Genomic DNA, 16,903 nt, shown 5'->3' on the forward strand with positions numbered 1-16,903 from the left:
GGCGCTCGACGGCGTTCAACCTGCAGGTGTCGATCCCTTGATCCGATAGATCCGGAATTGCGGTTTGCCAGTCGGCGTCGTCACCGTCATGGCGACCGTCGCGATGCCGGCGCCGTCGGCCCAAAGCGTTGGATAGCGAACGTTGATGGCGTCGAGCGAGCCGAGGCCGGTCGGTCGCTGCGTGAGGATGTACTGCACGCCCTGCTCGGCGGGTGCGTTCAGCTTCGCGAAGAAGTCGAAGTCGCTGCGCACGACGAACTGTTCGGGCCGCTCGGACTCCAGCCAGACGCGCGAGACCCCGAAGGTGTCGACGAGAACAGAGCCCTCCGGCAGATTCTGGCTGTCCAGCCAGGCGGCGACGTTGCCCGAGACCTCGCCGAACCAGTAGAACCAGAACTCCGACGGCGGGTGGCGATCAGGCCAAAACGCCGAGCGCAGGCCGTACTCCTCCTTGCCCAGCGCCGGGTTGAGCATCGACGACGCCGTCACCGGTAACGAGGTCGCCAGGACCAGCGCCATGAGTGTGGTGAGGGTGGTCCCTTCGACACACGACCTCCGCAAGCTCCGGTCGCTGCTCAAGGAGCGGCGGGTGTCCGACCTCCGCAAGCTCCGGTCGCTGCTCAAGGAGCGGCGCCCTTCGAGGCTCGTCGCTAACGCTCCTCGCACCTCAGGGAGCAGACGGTGGGCGGGCCCGCACGCGACGAGGACCGCGACGACGATCAGCGGCGTCGACGCCAGGTAGAAGCGGAACCAGCCGAAGGTCGAGCCGAGGATCACCGCGTACATCTGGAACAGCAGAACCGAGCCGAACACCACTGCCGGCACCGCGGCGTCGACCCTGCGCAACCGGACCGCGATCCAGGCCACGACCGGCAGCACCGCGAACAGCAGTGGTTGCATGCCGAGCAGGTTCGCGACGATCACCTCCGCCAGCGGACCCGCTCCGACGTCGTCGGCCGAGACGATCCCCGCCGCCGCCACCTGCGCCGAGTTGCCGTACTGCGAGGAGAACTGGGAGAACGCATTCCCGTCGAGGAGCCAGCCGAGGCCAGCCCACACCGCGAACGCGAACGCCGTGGGCATGGCCACGATGGTCGCGTCGTGCACACCGAAGGGGGCTCCGGACCGCCACCCCGCGCGTCCGGAGACTTCTTCGGGACGGTGCCGACGGGTCGACACCACGAACACCCCGACCGCCACACCCGCGGCCGCGGGTAACGCCTCGTAGCGCGTCAGGTACGCCAAACCCAGGGCGACGCCGGCGATGACCAGATCGAGCACACGTGATCGATTCACCCACAGCAGGATTCGACGGCATGTCCACAGCAGGAAGAACAGGAACGGCGCCTCGCTCATCCCCGTCCCCGCGTACAGGATGATCATCGGGTTCAGCGCGAACGCCGCGACCGCGATCCAGCGCAGCAGGCGGCCGGCACCGTAATCGAGGGCGATGCGCCGAACCTGCCACCCGGCACCGGCCATGAACACCGCGCTCATGACCGCACCGGCGAATCCGACGCGACGCAGCTCCGGCCACTGGTTCAGGGGCCAGTGCGACGACAGTTCGACGAGCGGGATCTCGATCAGACTCGGCAACGGATTCCACACGAAACCGATCGCGCCCAGGTGCGGGTCCCGGCTCCAGATGGTGAACCCGGCGTTGCCCACGCGACTGCTCGCGTCGGGATTGATGTATCCGACAGCGAGATACAGGTACGCACCGACCGCCAGATACCCGGCGACCAGACCGGCGAACAGCGCGATACCCCACCACTGCGTCGCGGTGAGCCGTCGACGGCCCTCGGTCACCGGCGGCTGCACACCGACCGCCGGCGACGTGGCGTCGTCGTGAAGCTCGACGGTCATGTAGTCGAGCCGCCAGCGGGACCGCTCGAGCCGCCGAAGCGTCTGCGATACAACATGATCGCAACCGCGACGAGGACCGCGATCGCGACGACGGCGGCGCTGATACCCAGCCACAACACCCAGCTGGTGCCGACCTGGTCGACCTCGGCCTGCGGACCGTCCGCTCGCACGGTCATCAGCTCGGGCTGACCCGCGCGGCCGGCCACCAGTACGTCACCGCGGAGGTTCGCCAGATCTCCCTGCTGGTCATCGAGATACGCAAACAGCGGGTCGACCAGTTCCCACGACCCCGAGGTGCTCACCAACACCACCGTGCGCGAGTTCTGCGAGAACGCCTGGATGGTGCCCAGCCCGTCCGGGATGGCCAGCCGGATCTGTGCCACGAGGTCGACGAGCGTCGACGAGTCCTCGGTGTTGATCGGCGGATTCAGCGGGCGGGCGTTCGCCGCGTCGGCCACCACGAGTGCGCCGGTGTTGCTGGCGATCGCCTGATCCAGCGGCACCAGCACCGGCGACAGTGCGGTGGCCGAACTGCGCTGCACCGACGCGATCAGCTCGGCGGCGGCGTCGAGCTGCGCCGGATTGGTGTTGTCCAGCGCGACCTGAACGGTCGGCTGCCACCCGAGCGGCACCGACGAGAAACCACCCATCCGAACGGGAGTCGTGCTCGACGACGCCGTCGACGACGGATCGATCTGGAACGTCAGCGGCACACTGCGAGGCGAACACGCGCCCGGGGCCGGCTCGTAGGACACCCGGAACTCGAGCGGCTCGTTGGCCGCCACCTGCGCGGCAGGGATGGTGAACTGTGTGTCCAGCGATCCGGACGCATCCAGCGCACTCGTGTGCAGGATCTCGCCGCCGGTGACGGCCATGACATTCGCGCGCTCGTCGTCGCGGACCGGGGTGTAGCGCGCCTTCAGCGCGACGTCGACCGCGCCGGGCCGACCGAGGGCGAGGATCGTCGGATCGAAACCCGGTACCAGCGAGGCGGTTCCGAGAGCCTCCACCGACAACCGATCGGAGAACTTCCCGAAGGTCACCGAATCCGAACCCTGCACCTCGCGGTCTCCGACGGATTCGACTGCAGCAGCGTCTGTCTGGGCAAGATCGGTCAGTCCGTCGCGGAACAGGGCCACCTGGTCGGGCAGGGAGTCCTGATCCCCGCTGATCACCAACGCGGCCCCGGGTTGTCCCGCGCGTTCCAGCCGGATACTCCCCGGGCCGCCCTCCTCGCGGATGACGACCGCCCGGTCCAGCGGACTGGCCGCTCGCGGCAACCGGGCATCGGCCGACTCCACCACGTCGATCGCAACACGTTGCGGACGATAGTGATTCGCGATGGCGGCGACGACGCCGAGCGTGGTCTGCGCGGCCGCGGCACTCGGGTCCACCGGGGTGTACACGGTCACCCGGTTGACCACGGTCCCGAACACATCCTGAATGGTGGAAGGCACCGTCGCGGCGCCCCGGAAGACTACGTTCAGGCTGGTCAGCGCGACCTCCGGCACCGGTCCGCACACCGAATCGTCGGTCCCGTTGCGCAGTGTCAGTCGCAGATCCGCACGGCCGTTGTCGCCCACGGGCACTGCGGTCAGCGGAACGGAGAACGCGGTGCTGAGCTGCCGCGGACCGAACCTCGGTACGACGACGGTGCCGATGATCGTGCCGTCGGTGCGGGCGACCTGGATGAAGGCGTCGGTCACGTTGGTCGCCGACGCCACCACTCCGGTGAGCGTCGTCGGGGACATGCCCTGGGGTACCGGAATGCTCACGCCGGCCGGGACGTCGGCGCCGTCGATGGTCACCGATGTCCCCATGCCCAGCTGCCGCCAGTCGAGCGTCGTCGTTCCATCGCCCGGGGCTGCAGCGGCCGGCGCCGCAACCCCTACGCCGATGATCAGCGCCGCCAGGACCACCCCCAGCGTGCGACGCAGTCGAGCAGAACTGTTACTAGGCATTCTCAGGACCTTTCGGGGGTCGGGACACACCGGGCATGGCAGAGAGCCCGTGCACGGTCTTTTCCCAGTAGGAGGGTTTGTAGATGAGCTGGGCCATACTCTTGATGGCCGCCATGGACTGCAGGAACCAGTAACCGGGGACGAGGAGAGCAGCGCCCAGCAGGTAAGGCTTGCCGAGCGTGCGCGTCGACACCACGCCGAGCATGATCGTCGCCAGATTCCCGACGGTGAACATCAGCAGGCAGAGGTAGTAGACAGGCCCGGGGAACAGGCTGTTCATGAAGTCGGGTTTGCCCGCGAACCACACGAGCAGCAGCGTCCAGAACAACAGGTTCATGGTGTTCGCGATCGGCATACCCGCGGTCAGATTCGAGATGCGAAGTGCTGGTACGAGTCCGAGCTCCCGGACCATGCGGACCGGATGACGGGTGTGCACCAGGAAGGTCTGGAGGTACCCCTTGTACCAGCGTGACCGCTGGCGGACCCAGTTCACCACATCCGCATTGGCCTCTTCACCGGTGAGCGAGTCCAGCACCACGGTCCGATATCCGTAGCGCGCCAGACGGATTCCGAGGTCGGCGTCCTCGGTGACGTTGAACGCATCCCAGCCGCCCACCTCGCGAAGCACGTCTGTCCGGATGTGATTCGACGTGCCACCGAGCGGGATCACGCAGTTCGACGCGCTCAGCGCGGGCAGCATGTACGAGAACCACTGGTCGTACTCGATCGCGAACCAGCGGGTCAGCAGGTTCTCGCGCTCGTTGTAGTAGCCCAGCCGCGCCTGGACCGATCCGACGTCTGGCGGACTGGCCGCGAAGACCGCTGCCGCCCTGCGTAATTGCAGCGGGTCGGGGATGTCTTCGGCGTCGTAGATGGTGACGATGTCGCTGCGTTCCGACGGCAGCTCCATAGCGACGTTGCACGCCTTGGGCTTGGTCCGTGGCTCACTCGGCGGGACCAGCACCGGTGTGATCCCATCCAGGTCGGCATGCTCGACAGCCGCCCGGGTCTCGTGGTCGTCGGCCTCGAGGACCAGCAAGATGTCGAGTTTGTCTGCGGGATAGTCGATCTTGCCGACACCGGCGACGAGGTTGGCGACGATCTCGGGTTCGCCGTAGACCGGCAACAGCACGGTGTAGACCGGCAGGTCGTCGTCGGGGATCGCGCGAGCATCGTCGTCGGACACCCGCAGGACGCCCCGCCCGGACATTCCCCGGGTGATCAGCACGAACTTGTCAACGCTGGACACCAGGAAGTACACGGCGCAGATGCTCAGGATGACCGCGAGCGACACCCGCCAGGTCAGTGCGAACGCGACCGCGGTGCCCACGGCACCGATCACCAGGCCGACGCGCTGCCCCCGGCTGAGCGGATGACGTGCCGACAGGTTGGACACATGAGCGGCGGTCGTGCGGGTCCTCGCAGTCGTCCTCACCGAGACGGACTCTCGACGGCGTCAATCATCGACCACGCGAGATCGGTCAGCGCGACGTCCAGTGCCGAGTCGTCGGCGACCTGGTCCTGAGCGTCGGAACCGCCGCGAATGAGCCAGCTGATCGGTTCGGCGACGGTCGTGCTGTACGTGGGCGGCTGCGGCTTCGCGACGTTCGACGATCCCGCCTGGTCGCGGGCAGCCATGAGATAGACGGCGATATAGCGGTCGCCCGTCGGGGTCGGAACCCGCCATCCCCAGAATCGTCCGGTCCACAGCGCCTGTTCCGAGGTGCGCACTGACTCGAGAGTGTTGGCGAGACTGCCGATCCTGGTGTGCCGGCCTCCCGCCGACGCCGGCGTCGCGAAGATCGTTGCCGGAGGCGTTGTCTCGTACCAAAGGCCGCGCCGGTAGCTGGAGAAGCGCCCCAGCTCTGTCGTGGAGAAGACATCGAGATACGCAGTCGACAGCGGCCCGTTCTCCGGACCGGTCAGGCCCGTCGAGATGCGGTACCGACGAACGTCACCGCCGGACCCCATGACCTCGTGACCCCAGTCGAACACCTGCGGCTCGGTGATGCCAATCCCGACCGTCCGCAGCTGCTCGAGCCATTGCGCACCGATCGGCGGTGACACAACAGGTTTCGGCGAGTCTGGCGCGAGCGGGGTCACCGCCAGGATCACCAGCGCCACCAGCCAGGCCGACGCCAGAGTGGCGATCGACTGCTTGGGCAAGCCGACGTGAGCGGAGCCGGATCGGCGGACACGCAGCCGCACGAGAATCGCGGTCGCGGTCACCACCGCCGTGGGGACGGTGTAGGCCAGGACCGGGGTGTACTGAAACACCCATACCAGCCCGAGCCCGACCACGGCTGACAACGCCGCGGTCGCAACGGCGACGCGCGGGCGGCGTCGTAGCGACATGTAGGTGACCACCAGGGCGACCGCCACGGACAGCGAGCCGAACGCGACTGTCGAGCCGCCGAGCACCTGCCCCATGAGCAGGTAGTTCGGCGGGAAGCAGGTCAGCAGGAACAGCCAGATGAGGTAGTCGCGGACGACGCGTCGGATCCCGAAGACCACGATCGACGCCGCGAACACCCAGATGAGGAGCGGGATCAGATCGGCGTGCCAGAACGCCGCGACGGCCGGAATCCGCGGGATGACCAGAGCCGCGGTCAGTCCGAGCGCGCCGCCCACGACGACGACCAGGATGCGGTCGAACTCGCCGTCACCGATCTCACGGCCCCGCGACGAGACGTCGAGCCCGAAGGCGATCATCAGACACCACAGGGGTACGAACAGCAGGTATGCCGTCGGCGCCCCCTGGCGGAGCGCGTCGAACTCGGCAGCGATGGCCGGCGCGAACGCCAGCATGCCCGCACCGATCGTCGACGCGTACCGGGCGCCCATCGACATCTCGCGCGGCGAGGTCAGCGTCGCTCGCCATGTGCGACGAGCCGCGCCTTGTGCCGGCGCCGAAGCCGCGTCGGCGTCGACGTCCGCAGATGGCGGCGACGCGGGCACGACCGAATCGAGAACAGTCATCGAGATCCTCCCCAGGACGGCGCCTGAGCAGTGGGCTCCAACGCCAGACGCGGCATCGGTGCCAACCCTGCGGGCCTCCCCTGGCGACCGAATCGCGAACTAAAATGAGAGTAACGCTAAAAAGAAAGTTGATGGAGACCATCGACCGCACCAATTTCATGAGCCGCGGCCGTGGCGGTGCCGATTGAGGACTCGACTCGGGGTCGAGGAGTCTCTCATCTTTGATTGCGCTACAACATATTTGGCGCATCTATCGCGTCATCCGGGATCGCCTACTGGGCCGCGGCATGGTCCGAACTCACGCGACTTACGGCGCAAATTTGTAGTTGATGTCACACCTGAGAAAGTGGGTCACCTGACCGTGTCGCAACGCTAAAGACGCTGCGCTACAGCCATTCACAAATGTTCCATGTGGTTCGGCAACAATGTCGGGACGTTTGGGTGGTAGGGCCACTGCGGAATGTCATCGACAAGTAATACTTGTCAGTCAGCAGTCGCAGCGGGATCGTCGTGAATCCATTCGCGAGACCACGTCGACGTCACGCGGTGCTACTGCGTCGACTTCTGGTCGTTCGACAAAGGCGGTGTTGGCGCTCTGCGTCCTCGCGACCGGACCAGCAGACCTCGGCCATCCGCGTCGGTGACAGTGATCGGTCGGCGCATCCACCGTCATCGGTTGCGCCCTCCGCTTTGGGCCCACCGATTTGGCACGGGTGCGTCAGCCGACGCGTCGGACCGCTCGTCAACCTCGTGAGGGACGACCCTCGGGCGGCGGCCTGGCCGTTGCACCCGTCGAACCTGAGGACCCGTCGGCGCGGTCGGCGTGGCAGGCGGCATCGCCGACAACGGGGACAACTGGCGGCACTCGGCACGGCAAGGCGCCGCTTACACCACCAACCGCAGGCCGATCGGCGTGGCGGGTTACGGCGGACCCGCTGAGCGCAAGGAGGCCTACGCGCCACTCGCGAAGGTGTCGCCGGACTTCGACCTGCCGGCCACCGCCGATCTCTGTGGGGATGACGAGCACCGAGTGGGCGTTCGTCTGCATCACGAAGGCCGCTACCTGACCGCCCGTGGGGCTCGTGGTCATGGCGCGAATCACCAATTCTGGGCGCGAACTCGAAACGGGTGTGACTGGAGTCAACTACTGACAACAGTTACCACACTGTCGACGAAAAACGCTGCACAGTCGATGAATTCGCGGTTCCCGGCTTGTGGAAACTCCTCGAAATCGAACGAATGTTCCGGTACCTTGGAGTCATGCCAGAGCTCGCCACTCTTCTCGATCAGCTCATCGAGACCACCCCACCCGCCGACGACCCCACGGGCCGATCAACATTCGACGCGCTCGAGACGCTGCGCTTGATCCGCAACACCGTCGACCACCAGATCGTCACCCACGCAGCACAACTCGACGAACTCGGCGTCGCTGAGAAAGCCGGCAGCACCACCAAGAAATTGCTGATCGAGTCAGGCCATGCACCGGCCGCTGCTCTTCGCACCATGCGCAGTGTCGACGCCCTGCCCGCGCTTCCAGCCCTGACCCGTCACGCCGCCGACGGGCGGCTGTCCAGCGAGATCGTCGATACCATCGTGCGGGGGATCAACGAGATCGAGAAGCGATGTCACAAAGCCCTTTCCGATGACGAGCGCTCCCGGTACGAACTCGAACTCATCGCCCAAGCACTATCCGGCGCAACACCGACAGAAGTGCTCAAGCATGGCCGAGCCATCGCCAATACTCTGGCGGACACCTCCGACACCCGCGTACCGGCCGCCGACGACCCATCGCTGAACTCGGTCAACGCCCACACCACCGACGACGGCCGCGTCGAAATCCGCGCCGACCTCACCCAGGTCGTGGGCGAGAAGTTCCTGACGATGATCGATGAGCGCTCGTGTCCACGCCCCGAACCCGACGGCGCCGAAGATCGACGCACCGCTGAACAACGCCGTGCCGATGCGTTCGAGCTGATCCTCGACCAAGCAGCGATCGGCGCGACCATAGATACCGTCGGAAGCCCCCGCACGCAACTGATGCTGACCATCCCCGCCACCGGAGACCCGGCAACACTCCCGTGGACCGGAACAGTCAGCCGAGTGACCGCGAAACAAGCAGCGTGCGACGGCTCGCTGACGGAGATCATCCTCGACAGTGAGGGCGTACCGCTGCAGATGGGTCACACCCGCCGGTTGTATCCGGCACACCTCCGCAAAGCGATCATCGTGCGTGACACCTGCTGCATCAAATGCGGTGCACCACCGTCACATACCCAGGTCCACCACATCCGGTCATGGGCCGACGGCGGACCCACCGATCTCGACAACGGCTGCCTGCTCTGCCAACGCTGCCACACACAGGTCCACCACCACGGCTGGGACATCGTCATGGGGTTTGACCGGCACCCCTGGCTCGTCCCACCCGCCAGTATCGACCCGCAGCGCCGACCACTACCCGCCTACAACAGACGCACCATGCGACTCGACGACGCAGCCTGACCACACCCCGCCAGAGACCAACAGACTTTCGCGTAGCACCTTCCGCACCCGGGTGATGCCCGGGACCGCATCCGTCCCTTGACAACTCAACAGTGTGTGCGGCGGCTCTATCCGTGATCCGCCACTGACGCTCGATCGCGGAACACCACTGCGTCGAGAGCCTCGGTGAACGGCGGAATGAAGAAGCGCGCGCCGAGGACGCAGCAGGCGTGCCCGCCGTCGACCTCGAAACGCTGTGCGCCGGGGATGCCGTCGATCAGCAGCTGCTGCCGTTCGGGCTCGACGACCCGGTCGCGGATGGAGACGACGACGGCGGTCGGGACGTCGACCTCGTGGAGCCAGTCGCGAGAGTCGAACTCGCCCAGCCCGTTTCCGAAGTCACCGAGGTGCGACAGCGGCGTCGAGAAGAACTGTCGAAGGGCCCAGATCGAGGTGTGTGAGGTCGTCTTGTTCAGACTCTTCTCGGACACCCGCGGCAGGATGCGGTAGACGGGGCGGAGGATACGTCCCATGCGTTCCGACGACGCGCGGTGCCGGGGATCGTGCGTGCTGAAGAACGGGCCGGTCGAGCAGAGCACCAGACCGGCGACGCGTTCCGGGTGGCGACGCCACACCAGCTGGGCGATGCCGCCGCCCATCGAGAACCCGGCGACCGTGAACCGGTCGATACCCAGGACGTCGGCGAGGGCGACGACGTCATCGGCGCAGTCACGGAGGTCGAAGGTCTCGGACTCGATGCCGCGGCCGTGCCAGCGCGCGTCCAGGGTGATGACGCGATAGCGGTCGTTGATCGCCGGGATCGTCGGGTACCAGCAGAGCAACCCGGTGGTGAGCACCGAATGCAGGAGGAAGACGGCGGGTGCGTCGCGCGGGCCCGAGTCGGTGACGAACGCCCGCCCGCGCCCTGGGAGGTCGACCATCCGGCCCTCCGGGATGTCCCGAGCCGGGTACGGGGTGAACACGTGGCGGATGGCGCGCGCGGTGCCGTGAACGAACTCGGGGATCACGCCACCAACGGTACGTGAGATGCTGATCACATGATCGACATCGCCCGTCCGAAAATCGAGGGGTCGATTGCCGTCGCCGACGGTGATCGTCGGATCGGATTCGCCGAGTACGGATCGGCCACCGGACGGGCCATCGTATGGCTCCACGGGACGCCCGGCGCGCGGCGCCAGATCCCCGTCGAAGCGCGTGCGTACGCGCTCGAACGCGGAATCCGCCTCATCGGACTCGATCGGCCGGGCGTGGGGTCGTCGAGCCCGCATCGGTACGACAACGTCGCCGCCTTCGCACCCGACCTCGCCGAGGTCCTCGAGGCACTGGGCATCGACGACTTCGCGATCATCGGGCTGTCGGGCGGCGGGCCATACGCACTCGGGGTCGCCCACGCCATGCCCGACCGGGTGACGGCGGCGGGCATCCTCGGCGGTGTCGCGCCGACGGTCGGACCCGACCGCATCGAGGGCGGGGCGATGCGGCTCGGCACGCTGCTCGCACCGCTCGTCAGCGTGGCCGGTGCGCCGATCGGCCAGGTGCTGAGCGTCGCCCTCGGCTTCGCCCGGCCGATCGCCGAACCCGCGATCTCCATCTACGGTCGACTGTCCCCGCAGGCGGACCGAGAACTGTTGGCACGCCCCGAGTTCCGGGCCATGTTCCTCGACGACCTGCTCCACGGCGGAAGCCGACGCATGAACGCGCCATTCGCCGACGTCGTCGTCTTCGCGCGGGACTGGGGCTTCCGTGTCGGCGACGTCAGGGTGCCCGTGCGCTGGTGGCACGGCGACGCCGACCACATCATCCCGTACGCCCACGGCGAGCACATGGTCTCGCTACTCCCCGACGCGAAGCTGTTCGAGATGCCCGGCGAGAGTCACCTCAGCACCCTGCACATGGCGACCGACATCATCGACGAACTCCTCGCGCTGTGGGACCAATCGCGACCGCCGATGGGCGAGTGATCCGCGGGTAGCGCAGGGTCGATCCAACCCCCGCTGGTCGAGCAGCGTCGAACGAGCGCAGCGAGGCCGCCGCGCCCGTCGAGGCCACCTGGTGACCGACGTCGTGAACCGGAAGAGTGGCTTCGACACGGCGCCTCGCTGCGCTCGGAGCCGGCTCAACCAGCGGGTAAGGGGGCTTCGACACGGCGCCTCGCTACGCTCGGAGCCGGCTCAACCAGCGGGAAAGGTCACCTTCTCGACCAGCGGGAAAGGTCGCCCTCTCGACCAGCGGAAAGGGAGCCGAGGGAGACGCTCCAGCTCAGAGCGGCGCGGTCGCCGACAGCCCGGCCGCGAGGCCCAGCGCCACGGCCATGATCGCCAGTTCGACGACAGCCGCGCGCACGGAGGCGGGCTCGCTGCTGCGATGCCGCTGCACGGCCGGTAGCCAGCGTCGTCGGTGCCAGACGGCGAGACCCACGAGGACCGCGAGCACCTCGGCCTTGGCGAGCAGGATTCGGCCGTAACCGCTGCTCACCAGGTTCGCCGGACCGTCGACCTCGATCAGGCCGGAGATCAGGCCGGTCACCGTGAGGACCCCGACGGCCCAGGGCGCGCGCCCGGAGAAGACCGGCAGACTGCGCGCCCACCCCGACCGGCCGCGCACCGAGAGCAGCATCGCCGCGAGCAGTCCACACCACCAGGCCGCGGCCAGCGCGTGGGCACCGATGAGGAACGGCCCCCACGAGTCGTTGCCGGCGTGACCGGCGATCGAGGTGGCCAGCACCCCGATCGCCGCGAGCGCTCCGACCACGAGCACGGGGATCTCGCTCCCCGTCAGCAGGTCCAGCACCACCCACGCGAGGATCAGGACCCCGGCCACCAGCGCCACCATCTCGGGCGCACCCGAGAACAGCACGTCGCCGAAGTCGCCGGCCTTGACGTCGAGCACCTCGACACCCGCCCGATCAGCGGTCCGCACCCAGGCGCTGACCAGCACGGCCAACACCCACACCCCGGCCAGCAGGCCGATCACCCGGGTCGAGGGCTCGGCGTCGACCGTCGGCAGTGCCCCCAGACCGAGCAGCGTCACGGAGACACCGAGCGCGAGGGTCGTGGGCACGGCAACCAGATCCGGACCGTCGGGACTGGCGAGCAACCAGCTCACCACGAGACCGCCGGCCAGGGTCATCGCGAGGATCAACCCGTTGCGGACGGTCATCAGGTGTCAGCGCCGCGTCGAGGGTCGCCGGCTCAGCCAGAACACGACGCCGAGTCCGACGATCAGCACGACGGCGGCGCCGGCGATGAACCACCACACCGGGATTCCCTCGTCCGACGACGCATCGACCGCTTCGATCGCCGGGCCGGGTTCACCGTTGCCGGCGACCGCGAGCTCGAACGTGCGCTGTCCGCTGATGACGTGCCCATCGGCCGAGGTCACCCGGTAGTTGACGACGTACTCACCGGCCGGGCCGAGTTCGCGCACCCCGACACGCAGGTTGGGGCCGTCGACCGTCGGGTCCCCGTTCTGCCAGTAGTGGTCGTCGGGCCCGACGACGTTGAGCACCGCATACGACGACTGGATCGGCTCGTTGAAGGTCAGCGTCACCGTCTGTGGACCGGACTGCAGCGTCGCCCCCTCCGCGGGGTCGGAGGAGACCAGCCGCGAGTGCGCCGCCGCCGGGGCTGCCGCCCACGATCCGACGAGCCCGAGACACAGCAGCGTCGCGAGGACCAGGACGACGCGTCGAACCGGCGCGCGACGGTCAGGCATCGCCGCCGCCACGACCGTTGCGGCGCAGCGCTGTCAGCGCCGCGACGCCGATGACCGCGCCGAGAGTGCCGACCACCAGGCCGATCCCACCGAGCCAGCGCGCGGCGGAGTCCTCAGACGATGCCGATGACTCGGAGGTGTCCGAAGCGTCGGCGGTGCCCGTCGTCGAGGCGGCGTGCGAGCCGCCGTGATGCCCGTCGCCCGTGGCCGGGGGCAGGGTCAGCGTCGGTGCGGGCAGCTCCGGCTCGGAGCCGTCGTCGGGGGTCGGCTGACTCCAGTCGGCGGTCTCACCGTCGGCGTAGGTCTGCAGCGCGGGGAGTTCGACGGTCTCCTGCTCGGGGAACGGTCCGCCGGAGAACCGGAACTGGCCGAACTGCCCGACCGGTACCCCCGGCGATCCCGGATCGGCGGTCCAGGTGATCTCGGTGACCTTGTCGTCCTTCTTGGTGACGACGGACTTCCAGCCGGGCATCACCTCCGGGCGGGCCGAGGTCAGCCCGGGCAGCGTCACCCGCAGCGCGGTCGTGGCGGCGGCGTCGGACTCGTTGGGGACGACGAAGGTGACGACGCCGTACCCACCCTGGGTGACCGTCGGCGCGTTGGCGGTGACGTGCGCCGACGCGGCACCCGCACCCGCGAAGGAGGCGAGGCCGACGAGGGCGACGGCGGCGGCGGGCGCGGTGATGCGGCGGGCGATCGTCGCCCGCGGGGAACTGAGCTTCATGGATTGTGTCTTTCGATGGTGTCGGGACCGGTCCTCGTGAACGCGCGCTTCAACCCCACACCGTTCTGGTCTGGGGCCGGGCGCGTCAGGAGGCAGCCGGTGGTCCGCGAACGCCGGTGCCGCACAACGCGGGTGCGGCCGGAACACAAGGCGGCGTCCAGAACACCGGAGCGGCCGTATGTGCTGCGACGGTGACCGGTGGCACCAGCGATCGGATCACCGAGCCGATCGACGCCAGGAGGTGGGCACCGGCGACGATTCCGACCGCGCTGAGCGGGATCGCCACCAGGTGGGTGAGGAGCATCGGCAGCGTCGAGGTGTTGTGGGCGGCGTGCCCGGCGTCGAGCGCGAGAGCCCAGTGACTCGCCGCCTGCGCCGCGGACAGGACCAGCGTGGTCGACGCCGCCGCCGCCGCGAGCCGTCCCCGGCGCGGCGCGAGCAGCATCGACGCGACCACGCCGATCGCGGCGCTCAGCAGGACGCCCGACGAACTCGGCATCGCCCCGCTCGCCGCACCGTGCGCGGCGACCGCCACCGCGGGGACCACACCGGCCGCGGCGACGCGTGCGAACGCGTCGGACGGTCGGGCGGTGCGGGACATGGGGCTCATCCTAGATCGGGCTGGTCGAACCACGACCACGGTGTCGCCGGGCGATGACAGAATCGACCCCATGTCGGATGCAACCCTCGGTGTGGAGGTTCGTGAACTGTCGTCGCCCGACGAGCTCGAGGACCTCCTGCGGATCTTCGACGACGTGTGGCGGCCCGATCCGACGAACCGGCCCGTGGGGACCGACATGCTGCGGGCGCTCAGTCACGCCGGCAACTATGTGGCCGGCGCCTTCATCGGCGACCACCTCGCGGGCGGGAGCGTGGCGTTCTTCGGCGCACCGGTCGGCGAGACCCTACACAGCCACATCACCGGGGTCACCCGCCGCGGCCGCGGCCATCAGGTGGGTCATGCGCTGAAGATGCACCAGCGTCGCTGGGCGTTGGAGCGCGGACTGTCGACGATCACCTGGACCTTCGATCCCCTGGTCGCCCGAAACGCCTACTTCAACCTCGCGAAGCTCGGTGCGAAGCCCGTGCACTACTACGAGGATTTCTACGGCGAACTCGGTGACGAGCTGGGCGGCGATGCCGACTCCGACCGGGTGTTGGTGGCGTGGGACCTGAAGTCCGCCGCGCCGTCGTTGCCGGACGGGTCGTCGAGGTCGGAGGGATCGGTGGAGTCGGTGGACGAGGCGCTCGCCGGTGGCGCCGTGTCGGTCATCGACGTCGACCGGCCATCCCATCCCGTCGCGCACCACGAGCGCATCACGCCGGATGCCGGCGCCGTTGTCGAGGTTCCGCGTGACGTCGAGTCGATGCGGGCCAGCGCGCCGCTCGACGCCGCCCGGTGGCGGATCGCGCTGCGAGATGCGTTGTCGCCGTTGCTCGTCGAGGGAGAAGCGCGTCGGTCGGTCCGGTTCCTGCGGTCGGGACACTATGTGTTCGGACCGGCCGGTTCGGGGGCGCGGTGACGGGAGTAGCGGGTCCGCTGGAGCTCGCCCCCGCGGACTGGCACGGTTATCCGCACACGCTGGCCGACGTGTTGCCGGCGGTGGCGGGTGCACTCGGGGTCGCGTCCGAGGGCGCGGGACCCGTTGTTCCGACCAGTGACTCGGTGGTGCTGCTGCTCATCGACGGCTTGGGCGCGACCCTGCTGGACGACTACGCCGAGCATGCCCCGACGCTCAGGGAACTGACCTCGACGACGCTGCGGGCCGGGTTTCCGGCGACCACCGCGACCAGCATCCTGAGCCTGACGGGCGGGACGTCGTGCGGAGTGCACGGGATCATCGGGTACAGCTTCCGCCCGGGTGACGAATGCCGGACGCGGGGGTCACGACGAGTGCTCAACTCGCTGCGCTGGACGCTCGACGACGCCTCCGGACCGTCGGCGTTGATGACCTATCCCCCGGCCCTCGTACGCACCGAGCGCGGGAGTCTCGAAGAGCTTGCCGCCGAGGGTGTCCGGGTCACCTATGTGATGCCCGGCGAGTTCCGCGGAACCGGCCTGACGATGGCGGCCTTCCGCGCGTCGGGACAGTTCCTGCCCGCCGTGACGCCCGACGGCATCCGCGACGCCGTGCTGACCACCCTGCGGCGCCGGAGTCGGCATCGGCGTTTCGTGTACGCCTACTACAGCGAGCTCGACATGGCGGGCCACATCCACGGCCCGGGGTCGGCGGAGTGGCTGGAGAAACTGCGCATCGTCGAACGGCTGGTCGCCGACCTCGCCTCCGGACTGGGCGATGGCGCAACCCTTCTCGTCACCGGTGACCACGGGATGATCACCGCCGACCGGGCGATCGACATCGACACCGCTCCCGCCCTGCTCGACGGAGTCGAGGCGGTGGCCGGCGAGGCGCGGGTCCGGCACGTCTATGCGACACCGGGATCGGCCGACGACGTGCTGAACGGCTGGGCGGCGTATCTCGGCGACGCCGCGCACGTGGTCTCGCGCGAGCAGACCATCGACGAAGAGTGGTTCGGACCGATCGTCAGTGATGCTGTGGCGCAACGCATCGGTGACGTCGTCGCGGTGGCCCGCGGCGCCACCACCCTCACCCGCAGCAAGCGCGAGACGATGGAGTCGATGATGCTCGGCCACCACGGCGCCTGGACCACCGCCGAGCAACTCGTACCGCTCATCGTGGCCCAACCTGCTCCCTGATCCGAAAGAACGACCTGCCCCCGCTCCTCAGCTCACGGAGCGCCCGGAGCTTGCGGACGGCGCGGCCAACCACCGCTCCCTGAGGAGCGCCCGGAGCTTGCGGAGGGCGCGGCCAACCACCGCTCCCTGAGCCTGAATCTTTCACGGGTGGGTAGGGTTTCGCCGATCGGTTGTCGGTGTCGCCTTTTGATGGTTGGTGCTGGTGTGTGGGCAGGGTGGATCGCCAGCGTTGGGTTCGCTGGTTGTTCGGGTTCTGAGGTGGGGTGGGCGGCGGTGACGGGGCGCGGTGACCGAGGGGCTGGTTAGGCGGTGAGGCGTTGCCAGCCGTGGCGTATGTGGTGGTTGTAGGGCCAGTCGGTGGGTAGTCGCAGGGTGGTGGTGCGGGCGTGGGTGATGATCTTGCCGCCGACGGTGAACAGGCGGTGGCGCAAGCGTTTGGGT

Annotated in this window: 13 protein-coding genes; 4 read left to right on the plus strand and 9 right to left on the minus strand. The window is 68.4% G+C overall.

All coding sequences use genetic code 11. The features are described 5' to 3' along the window. Nucleotides 1-15 precede the first annotated feature (15 nt). From AS181_RS21950 to AS181_RS21965, 4 genes are read right to left on the minus strand one after another with little or no spacing between them, the layout of a single operon-like run. On the minus strand, nucleotides 16-1,866 hold the full coding sequence (locus AS181_RS21950) for an ArnT family glycosyltransferase (RefSeq protein WP_082653013.1): 1,851 nt from the start codon (nucleotides 1,864-1,866) through the stop codon (nucleotides 16-18). Next, nucleotides 1,863-3,827 carry a hypothetical protein gene (locus tag AS181_RS21955; protein WP_058253611.1) on the minus strand — a complete coding sequence of 655 codons (1,965 nt, stop codon included), beginning with the start codon at nucleotides 3,825-3,827 and terminating at the stop codon, nucleotides 1,863-1,865. Before AS181_RS21955 ends, AS181_RS21950 begins: the two co-directional genes overlap by 4 nt. After that, on the minus strand, nucleotides 3,820-5,262 hold the full coding sequence (locus AS181_RS21960; RefSeq protein WP_058253612.1) for a glycosyltransferase family 2 protein: 1,443 nt from the start codon (nucleotides 5,260-5,262) through the stop codon (nucleotides 3,820-3,822). The genes AS181_RS21955 and AS181_RS21960 overlap by 8 nt, the downstream gene beginning before the upstream one ends. Further along, the gene (locus AS181_RS21965; protein WP_058253613.1) at nucleotides 5,259-6,806 is read right to left on the minus strand and encodes a hypothetical protein; all 1,548 of its coding nucleotides are present in this window, start codon (nucleotides 6,804-6,806) and stop codon (nucleotides 5,259-5,261) included. The genes AS181_RS21960 and AS181_RS21965 overlap by 4 nt, the downstream gene beginning before the upstream one ends. Nucleotides 6,807-8,045: 1,239 nt before the next feature. Here AS181_RS21965 and AS181_RS21970 point away from each other — a divergent pair. Then, nucleotides 8,046-9,305 (plus strand): HNH endonuclease signature motif containing protein, encoded by a 1,260-nt coding sequence (locus AS181_RS21970; RefSeq protein WP_058253614.1) that lies wholly within the window; start codon nucleotides 8,046-8,048, stop codon nucleotides 9,303-9,305. A gap of 107 nt (nucleotides 9,306-9,412) precedes the next feature. On the opposite strand, the gene AS181_RS21975 is transcribed toward AS181_RS21970, so the two are convergent. Beyond that, nucleotides 9,413-10,312: an alpha/beta fold hydrolase gene (locus tag AS181_RS21975; RefSeq protein WP_175404380.1), complete on the minus strand. Its 900-nt coding sequence runs from the start codon at nucleotides 10,310-10,312 to the stop codon at nucleotides 9,413-9,415. A 30-nt stretch (nucleotides 10,313-10,342) separates the two neighbouring features. Here AS181_RS21975 and AS181_RS21980 point away from each other — a divergent pair, with 30 nt between their 5' ends. Next, nucleotides 10,343-11,266, plus strand: a complete 924-nt coding sequence (locus AS181_RS21980; protein WP_058253616.1) for an alpha/beta fold hydrolase — start codon at nucleotides 10,343-10,345, stop codon at nucleotides 11,264-11,266. 298 nt (nucleotides 11,267-11,564) lie between these two features. Here AS181_RS21980 and AS181_RS21985 read toward each other — a convergent pair whose 3' ends face one another. The 4 genes from AS181_RS21985 to AS181_RS22000 all read right to left on the minus strand — a co-directional run bounded on the left by AS181_RS21985 (nucleotide 11,565) and on the right by AS181_RS22000 (nucleotide 14,344). After that, on the minus strand, nucleotides 11,565-12,464 hold the full coding sequence (locus AS181_RS21985; protein ID WP_058253617.1) for a copper resistance D family protein: 900 nt from the start codon (nucleotides 12,462-12,464) through the stop codon (nucleotides 11,565-11,567). A 6-nt stretch (nucleotides 12,465-12,470) separates the two neighbouring features. After that, nucleotides 12,471-13,019, minus strand: coding sequence for a copper resistance CopC family protein (locus AS181_RS21990; RefSeq protein WP_058253629.1), 549 nt, complete (start codon nucleotides 13,017-13,019; stop codon nucleotides 12,471-12,473). Continuing rightward, nucleotides 13,012-13,743 (minus strand): YcnI family protein, encoded by a 732-nt coding sequence (locus tag AS181_RS21995; RefSeq protein WP_058253618.1) that lies wholly within the window; start codon nucleotides 13,741-13,743, stop codon nucleotides 13,012-13,014. The genes AS181_RS21990 and AS181_RS21995 overlap by 8 nt, the downstream gene beginning before the upstream one ends. Before the next feature lie 85 nt (nucleotides 13,744-13,828). Next, nucleotides 13,829-14,344, minus strand: a complete 516-nt coding sequence (locus AS181_RS22000) for a YtxH domain-containing protein (RefSeq protein ID WP_058253619.1) — start codon at nucleotides 14,342-14,344, stop codon at nucleotides 13,829-13,831. A 70-nt stretch (nucleotides 14,345-14,414) separates the two neighbouring features. On the opposite strand from AS181_RS22000, the gene AS181_RS22005 reads away from it, so the two are divergent. Next, entirely contained in the window at nucleotides 14,415-15,266 is an 852-nt protein-coding gene (locus AS181_RS22005; protein ID WP_058253620.1) for a GNAT family N-acetyltransferase, read from the plus strand. Continuing rightward, entirely contained in the window at nucleotides 15,263-16,462 is a 1,200-nt protein-coding gene (locus AS181_RS22010; protein ID WP_058253621.1) for an alkaline phosphatase family protein, read from the plus strand. The genes AS181_RS22005 and AS181_RS22010 overlap by 4 nt, the downstream gene beginning before the upstream one ends. Nucleotides 16,463-16,903 lie beyond the last annotated feature (441 nt).

The sequence above is a fragment of the Gordonia sp. SGD-V-85 genome, from assembly GCF_001456905.1.
GTDB classification, from domain to species: domain Bacteria; phylum Actinomycetota; class Actinomycetes; order Mycobacteriales; family Mycobacteriaceae; genus Gordonia; species Gordonia hongkongensis.